Source organism: Streptomyces sp. S4.7, assembly GCF_010384365.1.
In the GTDB taxonomy this organism is placed as follows: Bacteria; Actinomycetota; Actinomycetes; order Streptomycetales; family Streptomycetaceae; genus Streptomyces.
This window is the reverse complement of sequence record NZ_CP048397.1, coordinates 4,767,827-4,783,011: the sequence shown is the minus strand read 5'-3', so window position 1 is coordinate 4,783,011 and position 15,185 is coordinate 4,767,827. Positions and strand designations below refer to the sequence as shown.

Sequence of the window (15,185 nt, the reverse complement as noted above, 5' to 3'; positions counted from 1 at the left end):
GCGTCTACTCAGCGGTAGACCGCGCGACCAGCCGCTCCTGGCCAGCAGGTGGACACCGCCCTGGCACAAATACTTCCACCTCTCCACTTTCGGCCAAAGTGGATCCGAGAGGCTCCCCCCACTTGTCCGGATGAAACGATTTTTTGTAAACTGCGCTGGCAAATTTCCTCACCGACGCTCTTGATCATTCCCTTGCTAAGGGGTGGACTATGAACTCTGGACTCCGGTGCACCGAATCCGACTTCTGCGACGAAATTACCGGCGCACCGGGCAACACATTCTCGTTGGTCTACGAAGGGGATCCTGCGAGCCGAGTGCTGCTGGAGACACCACGGTTTCGTCTCATCATCGACATGTCTCCACTGTGCGTCGGCCACCTTCTCCTGCTTCCGGTTGAGCACTATCTCAGTTTCGCGGAACTCATCGGTGAACACGGTGAAGAACTGACGGCGATCCTCACGGAAATAGGATCGCTTTATCGACAAACGTTCGAGCAACTAACCGTACTTGAGCACGGTTCGTCCGCCGCCATGGAATCAGGCGCTTGCATTTCTCACGCGCACTTGCATATGCTTCCCGTCGATGGACACGACATAAATTCGCTCATCACGGCGGATGAATTACCGTCGACAACTCTGACCGAAATCGGTGAGTTAGGATCCTTCGGAGGGGAACCGTATTTCCTCTGTGGCCACGAAGGTAAATATCGAGTATTCGATGGCAGGCGTCCGATACGAAGCCAGTATTTGCGTTCCGTCGCCGGCCGCCTGCTCGGGATCCCCGATCCGCTGTGGGACTACGCCTTGGTCGTCCGCAAGGACCTGCTTCGAGAAACCATGGCACACACCAGCAGTTGGAGGGCCACCCTGACAAAGTACGCATAGTCAACTCTCAGCACGTTCGGAGGGCGGCACATGCCGCATATCACCATCTCCATCGACGGCCCGACTGCCAGCGGCAAAACCACGCTGGCGACGAGTCTGGCCCAGCACCTGGGACTCACTTTTCTGGATACCGGACTCACCTTCCGGAGTCTGGCCTACGCGCTCTCCCGCGAACCAGTCAAGAACCCGCGCGTTCGATTGGGTGTCGAATTGAAACACCGCCCCGCCGTGTACAACGCGTCGGGTTTGCTGACCCAAAGCCACGCCATCTTCCTTCACGAAAAAGAGATCACGGACGAAATCTGGGATCCGTCTTTGGATGAAAACCTCAAAGAGATTTCCAAGGAACCGGTCTTGCGGCAAGAAATTCTGCGTGTGCATCGCGACATCGTCGATGAGTGCGGGAATGTGGTGGTCGTCGGCAGAGATACGGGCGCGACACTCCTCCCCATTGCAAACTTGCAGATCTATCTGACAGCGAGTCTGGTGGTGCGCAGGGAACGCAGACGCGCACAATATCGCGACAGGAGTGACCGCTCCACGGCGGTGGGTCCCCCAACGGCACGCGATGAGGCGAACCGCCTGGCCGTCCGGGCGCTCAACAACTCCGTTGAAATTCAGTCGACCTATCTCCCCGCCTCTGCGGTTCTGGCGTGCGCGCTAAACAGGTTGAATCAAAACCCCACACACATCAGCGAAAGGCGCGACGAGACATGACTCTCCAGGAACCGGTCTACTCGGATGAGCCGACACGTGTGCGACAACTCGTCAGTCAATTCTTCGGTGATCAGTCCGGGTCCGACGTTGCACCGGACGGTCTGGACGTACTCCTGAGCGTGGGGGCCGACGCGAGGGACGACTGCGCGGTCTATGACATCGGGTCACCGGTGACCCTCGTCGTGGGGTCGGACTATATTCGAGGTCCAAAATTCATCCTGCACGAGCTGGGTCTTCTGTCGGACTTCGACATCGGCTACTACCTGGCTGCGGCCAACATCAGTGACATAGCGGCCATGGGTGCCACTCCCATCGGTCTGCTCAGTGTCATCCGCTATCCGCACGAGATGGACGATGCAGGGTTCCGGCAAGTAGTGGCCGGAATTCATCAAGCGTGCACGGATTTCGGGACACTCAATGTGGGTGGGGACATCGGGAACGCGGAACGCCTGATTCTCTCCGGAACGGCTCTGGGTGTCTGCCGGCCTGGAAAGGTGCTGAAGCGGTCTGGCGCCTCCCCGGGAGATTTACTCTGTGTCACCGGCGCATGCGGTCTCCTCGGGGCGGCGGTCGCGTACTTCCCGCAGCGGGATACGTTCCGGCGAGCGCTGCCGGTGGAAATGGAACAGAAACTGCTGGACAGCTGGAAAAAGCCCCGCGCCCGGGTGGCCGAAGGCCGCGTTCTGGCCCAGAAACCATACGCCACGGCCTGCCAGGACACCTCCGACGGACTCAAGGCGACAATCGAGCAACTGATGCACGCCAGCGGGGTGGGTTTCCGTGTCAACGAGCGGGACGTCCCCGTGGACCCCGCAGTTCGCGAGGTCGCGGAACTCATGAAGGTCAACTCGCTGGCCTTGACGATGAGCGCGTCGTCCGACTTCCAGTTGGCCTTCACCATCGCCCCGGACGACGTACCGGCCTGCCGGGCGGAATTCACAGCCAGCGGCCTGGATTTCGTTGTGATCGGTGAGGCGACGGAGGACGGTGAGGCAGTAGTGGTAGATGACAACGGTGTCCGACCACTACCAGGCGTGGCTTGGAAACATCAGACATCCGACATCAGTCTGCTGGCCTCGGGCACAGCAGACGCGTAAGTGGGAGAAAGACGCCCCCCGTCTCGTCATGATGGGCCATGGTGGGCCCGCGCCCTCGCGGAATAAGATAGCCGGATGAAGACGCTCACCGCCAAGATCGCGGACCGATCGATCCTGCTCGGGGCGACCCTGGGGCTGGCGGCGCGTCAGTACGACTTGCCCAACAAGCAGTTCTGGTCCGAGACGGCAGAGGAGCGTCCCTACATTCTGCTCGCGCTCATATGCACGGTCGGACTGTTCGGCGCTTTCACGCCTTTCCAGGAGTACGCGAGCAGGCAGAGAACGGAGCGCCGATCCGTTGTCCGCCAGCAAGTACTGCAACACTTCGGAAAGATGCTGGTGGTTGCGAAAAGAGCCCACCCACCCGTTGAGACCGGCGATCTCGGCCTTCATATATGGCTGATTCGCCGGTCTTTTCGTCATCCCTGGCGCGGATATCTGCGACGTGTCGCCACGTACCGCCTGGGAAGCACGCCAACCACCAGATCCTTCGCACCCATCATGGGAGTGGGCGTCGTCGGTCTCTGCTGGAAACATAACGGAGAAGTTTCCTATGACGTGCAGAAATTGGCGAGTCGCTTGACGAACCAACAGGAATTCGAAACATGCCGAGACGCCGCAGGAGCCGACGCCGTGATGGGATTCTCCTGGTCAGGATTTCAGCGCGTTATGCATCGTGGAGCCGTGTTCGCAAGCCCGATCAGAAATAGGAACGGCGACTTCATAGGATGCATCAGTGTCGATGCCCGGCACGGTCATGACGCCATGAACGTGGACGACTTTTGGCATGAGGTGAACTCGCTGTGCTCCCGTCTCGGTCACGATGACTTTGACGCCCTCTGACGCCCTTGAGCGTCAGCGGCGGCCGGGCTGGACGTCTGTGAGCTCCCTAAGTCCGACCTCGCCGTCACCGCTCGTCCAGACGTCCGGGTCACAGTTAGGGACCGCACGCCTGATTCCGCCGCGGGGATCTTCTACGTCACCGAAATGCCGGGGAATCAAATGGATATGAAGATGATCGACAGTTCGTCCGGCGGCCCGCCCCTCGTTGATCCCAATAGTGAATCCATCTGGCCGAGATTCCTCGGTGATTCTTTCCTGAGCGGCTAGAATCAGAGCGTAGGCATCCGTCAACTCGCCGGCTGTCAGCTCAAAGAAGGACTCCACATGACGCTTGGGAACGACTTCGACATGGCCAGGAGTGGCAGGAAAATTGTCATAGCGAACAAAGAACGTCTCGTTTTCCTGCATGATCCGATTGAGATCAGGTCGACGCCGTTCACAGAAGATACAGGGGGAATCGTCCGAGACGGCCGATGATTGGTGACTCATCGTTCGCTCCGCTCGCGTTCTGTGGCGGCATCCGCCTCGCACGCATACGGGGCGATGTTCGAAGTGTCGACGGGGCGAACCAGACCGATGATTAACATCTCAGAACCGTAGCCAAATTCCCTTGACTTCGCTACGTGATCGCCGTCTCTTTAGGGTGAAATCCCGGCAAGCGGTCCGATAGGCAATCCGGATTCGCGACACGTCTTTTCTAGGCTGACCTGCACTTACGACCGAGCGTCCCGGCCTTGACCGCCGAGACGAACGACGACCAGCCGGCGGCGGGGAACACGAGAGCGGGGCCGTGCGTGAGCTTGGAGTCCCGGACGGGGACGACGGGGTGGCCGTCGGCTACCTCAAGGCACTCGCCGTTGCCGCCACCGCTGTAGCTCGACTTGCGCCACCCCGTGAAGCGCTCACTGCTCACCATTTTCGTGTTCCTCCGCTACAGCCCGCACCAGGGCCAGTGATTTCCCGTGCGACAACGCATCGCCCAACGCCAGATCGTAGGCCGTTCGACAGTTGCTCACCAGGGCCGGATCGTCCATCAAGTTCCCGGTGTACAAACCCTCGACGTACGCCACGGGTGCGGCATCCTTGAAACTCATCAGGGTGAGCAGGCTCTCCATCAGGGCGTGCTCCCCGGCTCCAAAGGGCACTACATGCAACCGCAGGCGCCCCGCCTCTGCCATGTCCGCGATCTTGCGCAACTGCACAGCCATCGCGATGGCTCCTCCGACTCGCCGTCGGAGTACGGCTTCGTCCAGCAGTGTCCACAGTACGGGGCCTGAGGGGCCCTCAAGGATCTGAGCCCGTTCCATGCGGTTGACCACCCGCCGGTCAATGTCGTCTGTCCGGTAGTTCGGGTCGTACGCCCGGAACAGCGCCCGCGCATAGTCGTCGGTCTGCAAGAGGCCGGGCACGAGCGTCAGCCCGTACTGACGGATCTCGGCCGCCTGCTTCTCCAACTCCGCCGCAGCGACGAAGTGATGGGCGAACTTCGAGTCCAAGTCCTCCAGCCACCGCTCAAAGAACCCGTCCGTCCCCAGCACCTTGTCTAGCCGCTTCGCGTCCGGCGGGCTCGGCAGCCGTCGCCCCGCCTCGTAGTGGCTGATCAGCGTCGGGGAGCACATCATCTCCCGGGCCACAGCCTCCTGCGTCATGCCCGCCGCGATACGCCGCAGCTTCAGCTCCTCCCCGTACTTCTCCCGGGGACCACGCGGCACGCGTTGCTCCATCACGCGATCAACTCCCGTCCTTGAACTGCGCTTTGTCAAGATCGAACCCCTTCCACGGCAGCGCCCACCACCTCACTCTGTAAGTGAAATGTCACAGAGAGCAACTTTGGAGGTGGCTTCCCATGTTGATGAACTCGGCCCACGGGGATTCCGTGGTGCTGCGCTGGAGCCGGCACCCGCGCTGCGTAGGGCTCGCCCGGTGGGAGCTGAGGAAGGCCCTCGCGGGGTGGGGGCTCGCGCCGCTCGAAGAGGCGGCCGTACTCGTGCTGTCGGAGCTGCTGACCAACGCGGGGCGGCACGCCCGGGTGTCGCCGGGCCGGGAGATCGAGACCTGGTACCTGCGGCTCTCCGACACGCTCCTCATCGAGGTGCACGACACGTCGTCCGACTGGCCCGAGATCCGCGAACCGGACCTGGAGTCGCCGGGCGGCAGAGGGCTCACACTCGTGGCCGCGCTCGCGGACAGCTGGGGAGTCAAGGACCGTAACGGGCCCGGGAAAGCCGTCTGGGCGGAGCTGTCCCTCCATCACTGAGCCGCACCGCCCGGTCGCGGACAGCAGCGGCGCGCATCTGAAAGTCCTACGCGAGACCACGGCAGCTGGAATCGGGTTCATCCCGGACGACGGAGGGCGGGCGCCCCGGCTCTATCTCTGGTTGGACACCTCGGTCATCCCGTGGCCCGACGTTCGCCGGACCTCGCGGACCTAGCTTTGAGACACGGCGCGGAGCAAGCCGAAGACCCGGTCCCACGCCCCATGACCCGAACCCCACCGATGTCCTCAGGAGGATTTCTCATGTCCAGGATCTCCAAGCGTGTCGCCCTCACGTCCCTCGTCGGTGCCGTGGCCGCCGGCGCCGTCGCCGTCGCCGTCGCCGTCGCCGGTATCGCGTCCGCCACCGCGCCCGCCAAGCCGGTCGTGGACAACGCCTCGGCCCGTTTCGTGGTGGCGCCCGGCGGCGACGAGGGCGTGTTCACCTTCGCCGCGGACGTGGCCGACGACTCGGGCGTCAAGAACCTCAAGGTGCTGGCCTGGCCGAACGCCTCGGGTCTCGATCCGACGGCCGAGGAGATGGAGTACGCCGAGAAGGCCGACTGCGAGCGCGTGGACGACGAGAAGTCCACCTGCGCCTACTCGCTGCGGGTCACGGAACGGGAGCTGGCGGAGACGGGGAAGGGCGAGTGGACGGTCGCCGCGCTGCTCACGGGACGGGACGGCGGGAAGAAGTTCGTCCCCGAGGCCGCGACCGTCACGCTCGACTTCTGACGGGCACCCGCCGGTCCACGCACGCGTACGTGATCTGTGCCCGGGTCTCGCCGGTGCCGTGCGGGTTCGCCCGAGGGCGGCACGGCCACGCTCCGTCAATAGACTCGTCCGATGAACTCCTTCGACGCCCACCTGCCCGCGCTCGCCACCGAACAGGCCGACCACCTGCGTGAGTTGGTGCGCCTGCACCACGCCCGGCGGGGCGACACCGTGACCGTAAGCGGCGACACCGTGCACGCGGACCAGGGCACCCGGGCGCTGTACAACCTCGCGGAGCTGTGCCGCCGCGCCGAGCCGGAAGCCTGGCCCCGGCTCGTGGAGCACCACTTCGACGCCCTGGACAACGGGACGCGTTCGGCGGGCGCCGACGCCGAGTCCGTACTCCGGAGCGTGTATCTGCGGCTCGTGCCGGACGACGCCGTCCCGGCGGAGGCGGCCGCGTCGTTCAGCTACACCCGGCCGGTGGCGACCGGGCTGCTCGAAGCGCTCGCGCTGGACCTGCCCGACTCCCTGCGGCTGCTCGACGACCGGGACGTCGCCCGCGCGGGTCTTGAGGAGCTGCGCTCCGCCGGGCGCGCCCGCCTGGTCGGCGAGCCCGTCGACCACGACGTGGTGCGGACGGACAGCGGCGCGACCGTGCACCTGGTGACGGGCGGGTCGATGTTCGTCGCGAGCAAGGCCCTGGTCCTCGGCGATCTCGCACGCACGCTCACCGGCCGCGAACTCCCCGGCGACGGGGCCCTGTTCACCGCGCCCAGCCGCCACTTCCTGGTCTTCCACCCGCTGGAGGACGGGTACGCGGTCGAGGCGATCAACGACCTGGCCGCCTTCGGCCTGGGCGCCTACCGGGACAACCCGGGACCGCTCTCCCCCCGGATCTACTGGTGGCACAAGGGCGAGATCACCTGTCTGACGCGGATCGACGACGCGGCGAAGAGCTTCTCGATCGTCCCGCCGGACGAGCTGATGACGATCCTGCGCCGTCTGAAGGGCGCGGCCTAGCCGTCGTTCCCTCAGGTGAGGGGTGGAGGCGGTGCGGCGGGCGCCGGGCTTGGTGCGTCCGAATGAGGTCGTCGCGGCACTCGTGGTCGTGGCGCGTCGCTGCCGGGCCCACCCGGTCGGCTGACATTAAGGTGCGATCGCAGGGAGGGGACCCAGCCGCGTTTCGGCGCACCGGACGACAGCGTAAGAGGACCCATGGCCGTAGAGATTCCACCCCTGATCAAGCCCTCGAGTTTCAGGCGTCGGGCAACTCTCGGAGGCGAATGCCTGGCAGAGTTCCTCGGAACGTTCGTACTCATCGCCTTCGGTTGCGGTGTCGTGGCGATGGTCGTCGCGGCCCTGCCCGGGTCGGGCCGCACAGCGGGACCCACCACCTTCTTCATCAGCTCGGGTGACTGGCTGCTCATCACCTGGGGCTGGGCGATGGCCGTGGTCTTCGGCGTGTACGTCGCCGGCGGCGTCAGCGGAGCGCACATCAACCCGGCGGTGACCCTGGCCTTCGCGGTACGCCGCAAGTTCGCCTGGGCGAAGGTCCTCCCGTACATGGGGTCTCAGCTCGCGGGGGCGTTCGTCGGCGCCGCGCTCGTCTACTGGGTGTACGGCGACGCCATCAACGCCTTCGACGCGGCGATGAAGGGCCCGAAGACCGACGGTCACACGCTCGCGTCGTTCTCCATCTTCGGCACGTTCCCGGCGCCGTACTTCAACGGCGGCATCTGGGGACCGCTGCTCGACCAGATCGTCGGCACCGCGTTCCTGGTGATGTTCATCGTCGCCGTCGTCGACCTGCGCAACACGGCAGTGAAGGCCAACCTCGGTCCACTGATCATCGGCTTCGCCGTCGCGGCGATCGGCATGTCCTACGGGGCGAACGCCGGCTACGCCATCAACCCGGCCCGTGACCTCGGCCCGCGCCTGCTGACCTGGGCCGCCGGCTGGGGGGACCTGGCGATGCCCGGCTCCCTGGCGGGGGCCTTCAGCGCCTACTGGTGGATCCCCATCGTCGGGCCGCTGATCGGCGGAGTGATCGGTGTGCTGCTGTACGACCTGTTCATCGGTGACGTCCTGCACATCAGGGCGCAGCTGGCCAAGCCCCAGGAAGTGGGCGACACCCGGCCCGTGAAGGGCACGGACGAGCCCTAGAAGCCACGCGAATCGGGCGGGCACGGACGGAGGATCCCGTCGGTGCCCGCCCGTCGGCTTTCCTCAGAACACCTCGGTCGGCTCGTACGCGCCCCACACCTCCCGCAGCGTGTCGCACACCTCCCCCACCGTCGCCCGCGCCCTGAGCGCCCGCTTCATCGGGTACAGCACGTTGTCACCCTCCCCCTCCGCCGCCCGCCGCAGCTCCGACAGCGCCGCGTCCACCTCGCCCTGGTCGCGCTCCGCGCGCAGTGCCGCCAGCCGGGCCGCCTGTTGGGCCTCGATCGCCGGGTCGACGCGCAGTGGCTCGTACGGCTCCTCCTCGTCCAGCCGGTAGCGGTTGACGCCGACGACGACGCGCTCCCCGCTCTCCGTCTCGCGCGCCACGGCGTACGCGCTCCGCTCGATCTCGCCCTTCTGGAAACCGCGTTCGATGGCCTCCACCGCGCCGCCGAGGTCCTCGACGCGGGTCATCAGGGCCAGCGCCGCCGCCTCCACGTCGTCCGTCATCCTCTCCACGGCGTACGAACCGGCGAACGGGTCGACGGTCGCGGTGACATCGGTCTCGTACGCGAGCACCTGCTGCGTACGCAGCGCGAGGCGCGCCGACTTGTCCGTCGGCAGCGCGATGGCCTCGTCGAAGGAGTTCGTGTGCAGCGACTGTGTACCGCCGAGGACGGCGGCCAGCCCCTGCACCGCGACGCGTACGAGATTCACCTCGGGCTGCTGCGCCGTCAGCTGCACGCCCGCCGTCTGCGTGTGGAAGCGGAGCATCAGCGACTTGGGATTGCGCGCACCGAATTCCTCGCGCATCACCCTGGCCCAAATGCGGCGCGCGGCACGGAATTTGGCCACTTCTTCGAGAATCGTCGTACGCGCGACGAAGAAGAAGGAGAGCCGGGGCGCGAAGTCGTCCACGTCCATTCCGGCGGCGACGGCCGTACGGACGTATTCGATTCCGTCCGCCAGCGTGAACGCGATCTCCTGCGCGGGTGTCGCCCCGGCCTCGGCCATGTGATAGCCGGAGATCGAGATCGTGTTCCAGCGGGGAATCTCCGTCCGGCAGTACCGGAAAATGTCCGCGATCAGCCGCAGTGAGGGTTTCGGCGGGAAGATGTAGGTGCCGCGGGCGATGTACTCCTTGAGGACGTCGTTCTGCACGGTGCCGGTGAGCGCCGCGGCAGGTACGCCCTGCTCCTCGGCGACCAGTTGGTAGAGCAGCAGCAGAAGCGCGGCCGGCGCGTTGATCGTCATCGACGTGGAGACCCGGTCCAGCGGGATCCCCTCGAAGAGGATCCGCATGTCGTCGATGGAGTCGATCGCGACCCCGACCTTGCCGACCTCGCCGCTCGCGATCGGCGCGTCGCTGTCGTGCCCCATCTGGGTGGGCAGGTCGAAGGCGACGGAGAGGCCGGTGGTGCCGTGGGCGATCAGCTGCCGGTAGCGGGCGTTGGACTCCACGGCGGTGCCGAAGCCCGCGTACTGGCGCATGGTCCACGGGCGGCCGGTGTACATCGACGGGTACACACCGCGGGTGTACGGGTACGAGCCCGGGTCGCCGAGCCGCTGGGCCGGGTCCCAGCCGGACAGCGCCCCGGGGCCGTAGAGCGGCTCGATCGGCACTCCGCTCTCCGACCGCCGTACCGTCGCGTCCTCACCGGGCTCGTGCGCCATCCGCTCCGCCTCCGTCGCTCCTGCTCAGGGTTGTCCTCGCGTCCATCATGCGGGCGCCGTCGGCACGGCGATACGAGCCTTCCGGAGTGTCGGGCCCGCTTCCGGCGGGGATCCGGCGGCCCGCCTCCGGTTTCGGCTATCCGGTTATGCGTGGTTGCGCGGGACGGCGTCCGTCAGGAAGGCTCGTCCGTCGAGACGTGCTTTCCTTTCGCGGCCTCCCGGGTGAAATTGCGCTGCCCGGAAGTCTTTACGGGAAAACGTGCTCGTCCGGGGCAACCGGAACGGGTCCTGAGATGTCTCAGAAGATGCGTGCCGACTGAACGGACCGGCACGACCGCTCCACACAACCGCTCGGCACAACGACTATTCGCCATGCTCGCCGTACTCGCCATCGGACAGCTCAGTGGCAGACAGGGGGACGAAGTTGCCCGGATCATCAACGCGGCCGCGGACGCGGACGCATACGTCCACGCTCCGCGTCGCGCTCGCCACGGGTGCCGTGCTCGCGGTCACCGCCGGCTGTTCGGCGCAGGTGGTGACCGATCCGGCGGGCGGCGCCGACGACAAGAAGGGCAGCGGCGCCGGGGTCCGGATCGAGCCGGCCGGACCCGCGTCGAGCAGCCCGTCGGACAGACCGGCCGCCGCGTCGAAGCCGCCGGCCACACCGTCCGCGGCCCCGTCGAGGACCGCGGCCGAGAAGCCCGCGCCGCCGAAGCCGGAGATCGTGCTGGCGAGCGGCGCCGAGGGCGACCAGGTACGGGAACTCCAGGCCAGGCTCCGCCAGATCGCGCACTTCAACCGCGCCCCCACCGGCTACTACGGCACGGTCACGGCCGACGCGGTCTCCTCCTTCCAGGCCAAGCGCGGCCTGCCGCGCACCGGCACGACCGACACCGTCACCTGGCAGAGGCTGCTCGGGATGACGAAGAAGCCGACGGCCGCCCAGCTGCGCCCGCCTGCCGTCGAGAAGCCCCCGCCGCCGAAGCCCGACGAACGGTGCATGACGGGCAGGGTGCTGTGCATCAGCAAGACCAGCCGGTCACTGTCCTGGATGATCGACGGCAAGGTGATGTCGACGATGGACGTGCGGTTCGGCTCGCAGTACACACCGACCCGCGAGGGCGTGTTCAAGGTGGGCTGGAAGTCCCGGGACCACGTCTCGACGCTGTACGACACCCCGATGCCGTACGCGATGTTCTTCAGCGGCGGCCAGGCGGTGCACTACTCGGCGGACTTCGCGGCCAACGGCTACAGCGGGGCCTCGCACGGATGCGTCAACGTACGCGACAAGAGGAAGATCGCCTCGCTGTTCGACCAGGTGCGGACCGGCGACAAGGTCGTCGTCTACTGGTAGCGGACCATCGGGGCGCGCTCGTACGGGAGTTGAGGGGTTTCACGCCAAAAAGGGGCGCCCGGGGACGGGGGTGACGGTGGGGACTGAGAGGCGCGGGCGGGACCGGGGGAACGTATCCCGCCCGCGCCAACTGTGCGTCGAGCCGAAGGTACGGGGGGAACCCCGGCTCTGACGCGGCCGATGACCAGTCGGCTCACTCTTTACTGCGTCACAGCACGAAAAAACGTCACACCCGGATCCGGGGTCCCGATCCTGGCCGAAAATAGCGGTCGGCTACGGGGCGGAGAGGCCGGGATCGAGGGCGGGGCCGGAGTCCGGGGCAGGCGTCGGCGCGGGCGATTCGCCCGCATCGGTGTCCGTGTCCTTGTCCGTCCCGGGGGCGGAGCCGGTGTCCGTTCCCGGGTCCGCGTCGCCGCCGGGCATCGCCGGGAGCAGGGGCGGCAGGTTCGCGCCACCGGCGCCACCGGCATCGGGAGTCGGCGGGGGCATCCCGATCGTCTCGCCGTAATCACCGCCCGGCCATCCGGTCGGCGGCGCCGTCGACCCACCGGTCCCGCCACCGCCGATCCCGCCGGTGCCGCCACCGATCGCGCCGCCGATTCCCCCGGTCCCGCCGCCGATTGCGCCGCCGTCGGACGGACCTCCCTCGGAGGGGCCGCCGATCTGCGGGCCGTTGCCACCGCCGGGGCCGGGAGCGCCTTCGTTGTGACCGTCGTCGTCCGGATCGTCGGCCAGCAACTGCGCACAGAAGCGCGTGACGCCGTGCGACCCCTCGGCCGCGCTCTCCAGGAACTTCTTCTTCCCGGGGGCGATCGTGCCGTTCCGGTACTCGTGACACGCCTGGACGAGCTTGGCGTACCACCTCTCACCCTCGCCGTGCTTCCAGCCGTTGCCCGAGGACGTCTGGCCCCTCTCGCCCTCACGCTTGTGCGCCGGACCGCCGGCCGTGTCCGTCCCGGGGGCGGAGCCGGTGGCGCCGGGGACGACGGGGCCCGCGCCCGTGCCGCCCGGCAGGTCGTCCGGGGTGGCCGGGGAGCTGCTGTCGCTCGGCGTGTCGGACACCAGGGGTTCCGGTGTCACCACGCCCGAGACGGAGTTCGTCGGCCGTGGCGAGCTCTCACCGGCGGAGGGCGCGTACAGATAACCGGCTCCGGCGGCCACACCGCTCAGCGCGCATCCGGCCATGGCGGCGGCCAGCCCCAGCCGCATCGGACGTCCGAAGCGCGGAATCCGCTCCCCGCCGCGCCCGGACCCGAGCCGTACGGTCCCGATGCCGTCGGCGCGGGCATCCGCGTCGGCCCCCCGGGCCGACGAAACGGTTCGGCCCGGCGTCCCGACGGCCTGCCGGTAGGCGGCGAGCGCGGCGGCCTCACCGGGCAGTTCACCCGAACTCCCGGCCGAGTGCGCGCCCGCGTCCGTAGTCGCCTCCGCGCTCCCGCCGGCGACCCGACCCGCGTACGCGCAGTACGCGATCTCCTCCAGAACCCTGGCGAGCCGGTCGGCCTGCGCCTGGGCGTGCATGTCGGCGGTCTCGACCTGCCGGCCGCGCAGCAGAAGCTCCGCGACGCCGTGGTCGAGCCACGTCTCACGCTCGTGCGCCATCACATGTCCTTCTGCGTCCCCGGCGGCGAATGCGTCACACCGGCAGGCTCCGGAGCGCCCTGGTGACGGGCGCGCTGAGGCGGTACGGATCCCAGGCCGTTCGCCGCGCCGCCGTGCGCGGTGCGGTCGGTACCGTCCGGACCCGCCGGGCCCTCACGGTACGCGGGGTCCTGCGGATCGTCCGCGCCGAGCAGTTCGGCCAGCCGCTTGAGTCCGCGGTGCGCCGCCGTCCGTACGGCTCCGGGCCGCTTGCCGAGCGTGCGCGCCGCGCTCTTCGCGTCGAGTCCGACCACGACGCGCAGCACCACGGCCTCGGCCTGGTCCTGCGGCAGCTGGGCGATCAGCGCCATCGTCGAACCGGTCGACAGTGCCTCCATCGCCTCGTTCGCGGTGTCCGAATCGGCCGCCTTGCCCGCCAGTTCCGTCTCGTCGCTCCCGGATGCCGGGCGCCTGCCCCGCATCCGTATGTGGTCGAGGGCGCGGTTCCGCGCTATCCGCGCGGTCCAGCCGCGGAAGCGGTCGGCGTCGCCACTGAAGCGTTCGAGGTCCCTGGCTATCTGGAGCCAGGCCTCGGAAGCCACGTCCTCGGCATCAGGCTCGCCGACGAGCGTTCGTATGTAGGCCAACAACCGCGGGTGCACGGCGCGGTACACAGTCCGGAACGCGTCCTCGTTCCCGTCCTGTGCCGCGAGCACCGCGGCGGTGAGCTCCGCGTCGTCCCCCAGCACTCCACTCAACCCGTCCTGAATCGCAGCTGGTCACTGCCGCGCGCCCCCACGCGCTCCTGCACGCTACGGCCTCTCGGAGGCCCAAGTCCATAATTTGTACAACCGGCAACAACCTGCCTTCCGACCCAGGTGTGACAGAAAACGCTCTCCTGGCGCTGACATGAGTACGGGGCCGCGAAGCGTCCCCGCCGGACGACGACCGGGGCCTCTCCTGTGGGGGGTGGCGGCCCCGGTCGTCCTCTCCTCCCCCCGCGCACACCTCCGCGACCTGCCCGTTCGCCCGATTTCAGGCAGCGCGACGCGACCCTCGGGGCACATGTCGACCAGAGGGAGCACCGTGCCGGTACGGCCGGTGGAGTTCAGTGTCGGGCTCGGGCTCGGCGCGAGACGACGGCACGCAGCACTCGCTGCCCCTCCGTCGAGAGGTCCAGCGCCTGGCGCAAACCTGCCGCGCCGTCCGTTTCGGCCAGGATTTCCAGGATCTGGATCTGCCGGCGCAGTTCACCGGAGACCAGCGGTCCGGCGACGAAGGGCCCGACACCGGGCTCCCCGCCGGGCCCGGCGGCCACTCCCGTACGGCAGCGCTCCACCCAGTCGCTGTACGCGCCGCTCTCGACGGTGCCGGGAGCGCCGATGACCCGGTCCCCCACCACGTCGAACTGCTGGTGAATCTCCAGCGCCACGACGGAGCAGCTGTCGGACCAGCCGCGCAACGGCCCGACCGCCCACTCGGAGGGCGCGGCGGCGAGCATCTTCCGTACGAGGACGGCCGTTTCGTCGCCGAGGACGGCGGCCTCCATCGCCTCCCTGGCCACCGCGAGCCGCGGGGCCCAGGTCTCCCGCCCGTCGGCGATACCGGACCAGAGGGGGCGCAGCACCTCCCCCTCGTCGGCGAGCAGGGGCAGGCAGCGGTCGAGGCAGGCGACCCCGCTCGCGGCGAGGCCCCGCTCATCCGCCTGAACAATCAGTTCCACCAGGCTCATTCACGCCTCCCGTCGCGGGCAGAATACTGCTCATTACAGCGCCCGGCGGCTGAAATACGTCACTGATGGCCAAGACTTGCGGGTCGGTACGCGAGGAAGGGCCGCGCGGAACCTGTTATGTCCCGAATGACGGACCGCGCCGATCAAGCTGCGCGCGGGAGGCGCCCGC

16 protein-coding genes are annotated in these 15,185 nt (G+C 67.5%); 9 read left to right on the top strand and 7 right to left on the bottom strand.

The features are described from left to right. The first annotated feature begins 209 nt into the window (after window positions 1–209). The 4 genes from SSPS47_RS21495 to SSPS47_RS21480 all read left to right on the top strand — a co-directional run bounded on the left by SSPS47_RS21495 (window position 210) and on the right by SSPS47_RS21480 (window position 3,541). A complete protein-coding gene (locus SSPS47_RS21495) occupies window positions 210–884 on the top strand; it encodes an HIT domain-containing protein (protein WP_164252488.1) in 675 nt (224 codons plus the stop codon). A 30-nt stretch (window positions 885–914) separates the two neighbouring features. Next, entirely contained in the window at window positions 915–1,601 is a 687-nt protein-coding gene (locus SSPS47_RS21490; RefSeq protein WP_164252487.1) for a (d)CMP kinase, read from the top strand. Continuing rightward, entirely contained in the window at window positions 1,598–2,698 is a 1,101-nt protein-coding gene (thiL, locus tag SSPS47_RS21485) for a thiamine-phosphate kinase (protein WP_164252486.1), read from the top strand. Before SSPS47_RS21490 ends, thiL begins: the two co-directional genes overlap by 4 nt. A 75-nt stretch (window positions 2,699–2,773) precedes the next feature. Beyond that, window positions 2,774–3,541 (top strand): hypothetical protein, encoded by a 768-nt coding sequence (locus SSPS47_RS21480; RefSeq protein WP_164252485.1) that lies wholly within the window; start codon window positions 2,774–2,776, stop codon window positions 3,539–3,541. Between the two features lie 12 nt (window positions 3,542–3,553). On the opposite strand, the gene SSPS47_RS21475 is transcribed toward SSPS47_RS21480, so the two are convergent. From SSPS47_RS21475 to SSPS47_RS21465, 3 genes are all read right to left on the bottom strand, one after another. Next, complete coding sequence (locus tag SSPS47_RS21475) at window positions 3,554–4,030, bottom strand: HIT family protein (protein WP_164252484.1); 477 nt, start codon at window positions 4,028–4,030, stop codon at window positions 3,554–3,556. 208 nt (window positions 4,031–4,238) lie between these two features. Further along, entirely contained in the window at window positions 4,239–4,457 is a 219-nt protein-coding gene (locus SSPS47_RS21470; RefSeq protein WP_164252483.1) for a DUF397 domain-containing protein, read from the bottom strand. After that, the gene (locus SSPS47_RS21465; RefSeq protein ID WP_164254802.1) at window positions 4,444–5,265 is read right to left on the bottom strand and encodes a helix-turn-helix transcriptional regulator; all 822 of its coding nucleotides are present in this window, start codon (window positions 5,263–5,265) and stop codon (window positions 4,444–4,446) included. Before SSPS47_RS21465 ends, SSPS47_RS21470 begins: the two co-directional genes overlap by 14 nt. A gap of 122 nt (window positions 5,266–5,387) precedes the next feature. Here SSPS47_RS21465 and SSPS47_RS21460 point away from each other — a divergent pair, with 122 nt between their 5' ends. The 4 genes from SSPS47_RS21460 to SSPS47_RS21445 all read left to right on the top strand — a co-directional run bounded on the left by SSPS47_RS21460 (window position 5,388) and on the right by SSPS47_RS21445 (window position 8,675). After that, window positions 5,388–5,798, top strand: coding sequence for an ATP-binding protein (locus SSPS47_RS21460; RefSeq protein WP_164252482.1), 411 nt, complete (start codon window positions 5,388–5,390; stop codon window positions 5,796–5,798). Window positions 5,799–6,059: 261 nt separating this feature from the next. Then, the gene (locus SSPS47_RS21455; RefSeq protein ID WP_239065003.1) at window positions 6,060–6,530 is read left to right on the top strand and encodes a DUF5707 domain-containing protein; all 471 of its coding nucleotides are present in this window, start codon (window positions 6,060–6,062) and stop codon (window positions 6,528–6,530) included. 111 nt (window positions 6,531–6,641) lie between these two features. Then, complete coding sequence (locus SSPS47_RS21450) at window positions 6,642–7,532, top strand: hypothetical protein (RefSeq protein WP_164252481.1); 891 nt, start codon at window positions 6,642–6,644, stop codon at window positions 7,530–7,532. A gap of 195 nt (window positions 7,533–7,727) precedes the next feature. Beyond that, window positions 7,728–8,675, top strand: coding sequence for an MIP/aquaporin family protein (locus SSPS47_RS21445; RefSeq protein WP_164252480.1), 948 nt, complete (start codon window positions 7,728–7,730; stop codon window positions 8,673–8,675). Between the two features lie 63 nt (window positions 8,676–8,738). Here the strand turns inward: SSPS47_RS21445 and SSPS47_RS21440 are convergent, their stop codons facing one another. After that, entirely contained in the window at window positions 8,739–10,349 is a 1,611-nt protein-coding gene (locus SSPS47_RS21440; RefSeq protein ID WP_164252479.1) for a methylmalonyl-CoA mutase family protein, read from the bottom strand. A 424-nt stretch (window positions 10,350–10,773) separates the two neighbouring features. Here SSPS47_RS21440 and SSPS47_RS21435 point away from each other — a divergent pair, with 424 nt between their 5' ends. After that, window positions 10,774–11,703 (top strand): L,D-transpeptidase family protein, encoded by a 930-nt coding sequence (locus SSPS47_RS21435; protein ID WP_239065002.1) that lies wholly within the window; start codon window positions 10,774–10,776, stop codon window positions 11,701–11,703. 273 nt (window positions 11,704–11,976) lie between these two features. Here the strand turns inward: SSPS47_RS21435 and SSPS47_RS21430 are convergent, their stop codons facing one another. From SSPS47_RS21430 to SSPS47_RS21420, 3 genes are all read right to left on the bottom strand, one after another. Then, on the bottom strand, window positions 11,977–13,305 hold the full coding sequence (locus SSPS47_RS21430; protein WP_164252477.1) for a hypothetical protein: 1,329 nt from the start codon (window positions 13,303–13,305) through the stop codon (window positions 11,977–11,979). Next, the gene (locus SSPS47_RS21425; RefSeq protein WP_164254798.1) at window positions 13,305–14,033 is read right to left on the bottom strand and encodes an RNA polymerase sigma factor; all 729 of its coding nucleotides are present in this window, start codon (window positions 14,031–14,033) and stop codon (window positions 13,305–13,307) included. The genes SSPS47_RS21430 and SSPS47_RS21425 overlap by 1 nt, the downstream gene beginning before the upstream one ends. A gap of 359 nt (window positions 14,034–14,392) precedes the next feature. Next, entirely contained in the window at window positions 14,393–15,016 is a 624-nt protein-coding gene (locus tag SSPS47_RS21420) for a hypothetical protein (protein WP_164252476.1), read from the bottom strand. Between the last annotated feature and the right edge of the window lie 169 nt (window positions 15,017–15,185).

Excerpts from the sequence above, each read along its gene's own strand:
- SSPS47_RS21495 (WP_164252488.1), top strand. The coding sequence starts at position 210 with ATGAACTCTGGACTCCGGTGCACCGAATCCGACTTCTGCGACGAAATT.
- SSPS47_RS21490 (WP_164252487.1), top strand. The coding sequence starts at position 915 with ATGCCGCATATCACCATCTCCATCGACGGCCCGACTGCCAGCGGCAAA.
- thiL (WP_164252486.1), top strand. The coding sequence starts at position 1,598 with ATGACTCTCCAGGAACCGGTCTACTCGGATGAGCCGACACGTGTGCGA.
- SSPS47_RS21480 (WP_164252485.1), top strand. The coding sequence starts at position 2,774 with ATGAAGACGCTCACCGCCAAGATCGCGGACCGATCGATCCTGCTCGGG.
- SSPS47_RS21475 (WP_164252484.1), bottom strand. The coding sequence starts at position 4,030 with ATGAGTCACCAATCATCGGCCGTCTCGGACGATTCCCCCTGTATCTTC.
- SSPS47_RS21470 (WP_164252483.1), bottom strand. The coding sequence starts at position 4,457 with ATGGTGAGCAGTGAGCGCTTCACGGGGTGGCGCAAGTCGAGCTACAGC.
- SSPS47_RS21465 (WP_164254802.1), bottom strand. The coding sequence starts at position 5,265 with ATGGAGCAACGCGTGCCGCGTGGTCCCCGGGAGAAGTACGGGGAGGAG.
- SSPS47_RS21460 (WP_164252482.1), top strand. The coding sequence starts at position 5,388 with ATGTTGATGAACTCGGCCCACGGGGATTCCGTGGTGCTGCGCTGGAGC.
- SSPS47_RS21455 (WP_239065003.1), top strand. The coding sequence starts at position 6,060 with ATGTCCAGGATCTCCAAGCGTGTCGCCCTCACGTCCCTCGTCGGTGCC.
- SSPS47_RS21450 (WP_164252481.1), top strand. The coding sequence starts at position 6,642 with ATGAACTCCTTCGACGCCCACCTGCCCGCGCTCGCCACCGAACAGGCC.
- SSPS47_RS21445 (WP_164252480.1), top strand. The coding sequence starts at position 7,728 with ATGGCCGTAGAGATTCCACCCCTGATCAAGCCCTCGAGTTTCAGGCGT.
- SSPS47_RS21440 (WP_164252479.1), bottom strand. The coding sequence starts at position 10,349 with ATGGCGCACGAGCCCGGTGAGGACGCGACGGTACGGCGGTCGGAGAGC.
- SSPS47_RS21430 (WP_164252477.1), bottom strand. The coding sequence starts at position 13,305 with ATGGCGCACGAGCGTGAGACGTGGCTCGACCACGGCGTCGCGGAGCTT.
- SSPS47_RS21420 (WP_164252476.1), bottom strand. The coding sequence starts at position 15,016 with ATGAGCCTGGTGGAACTGATTGTTCAGGCGGATGAGCGGGGCCTCGCC.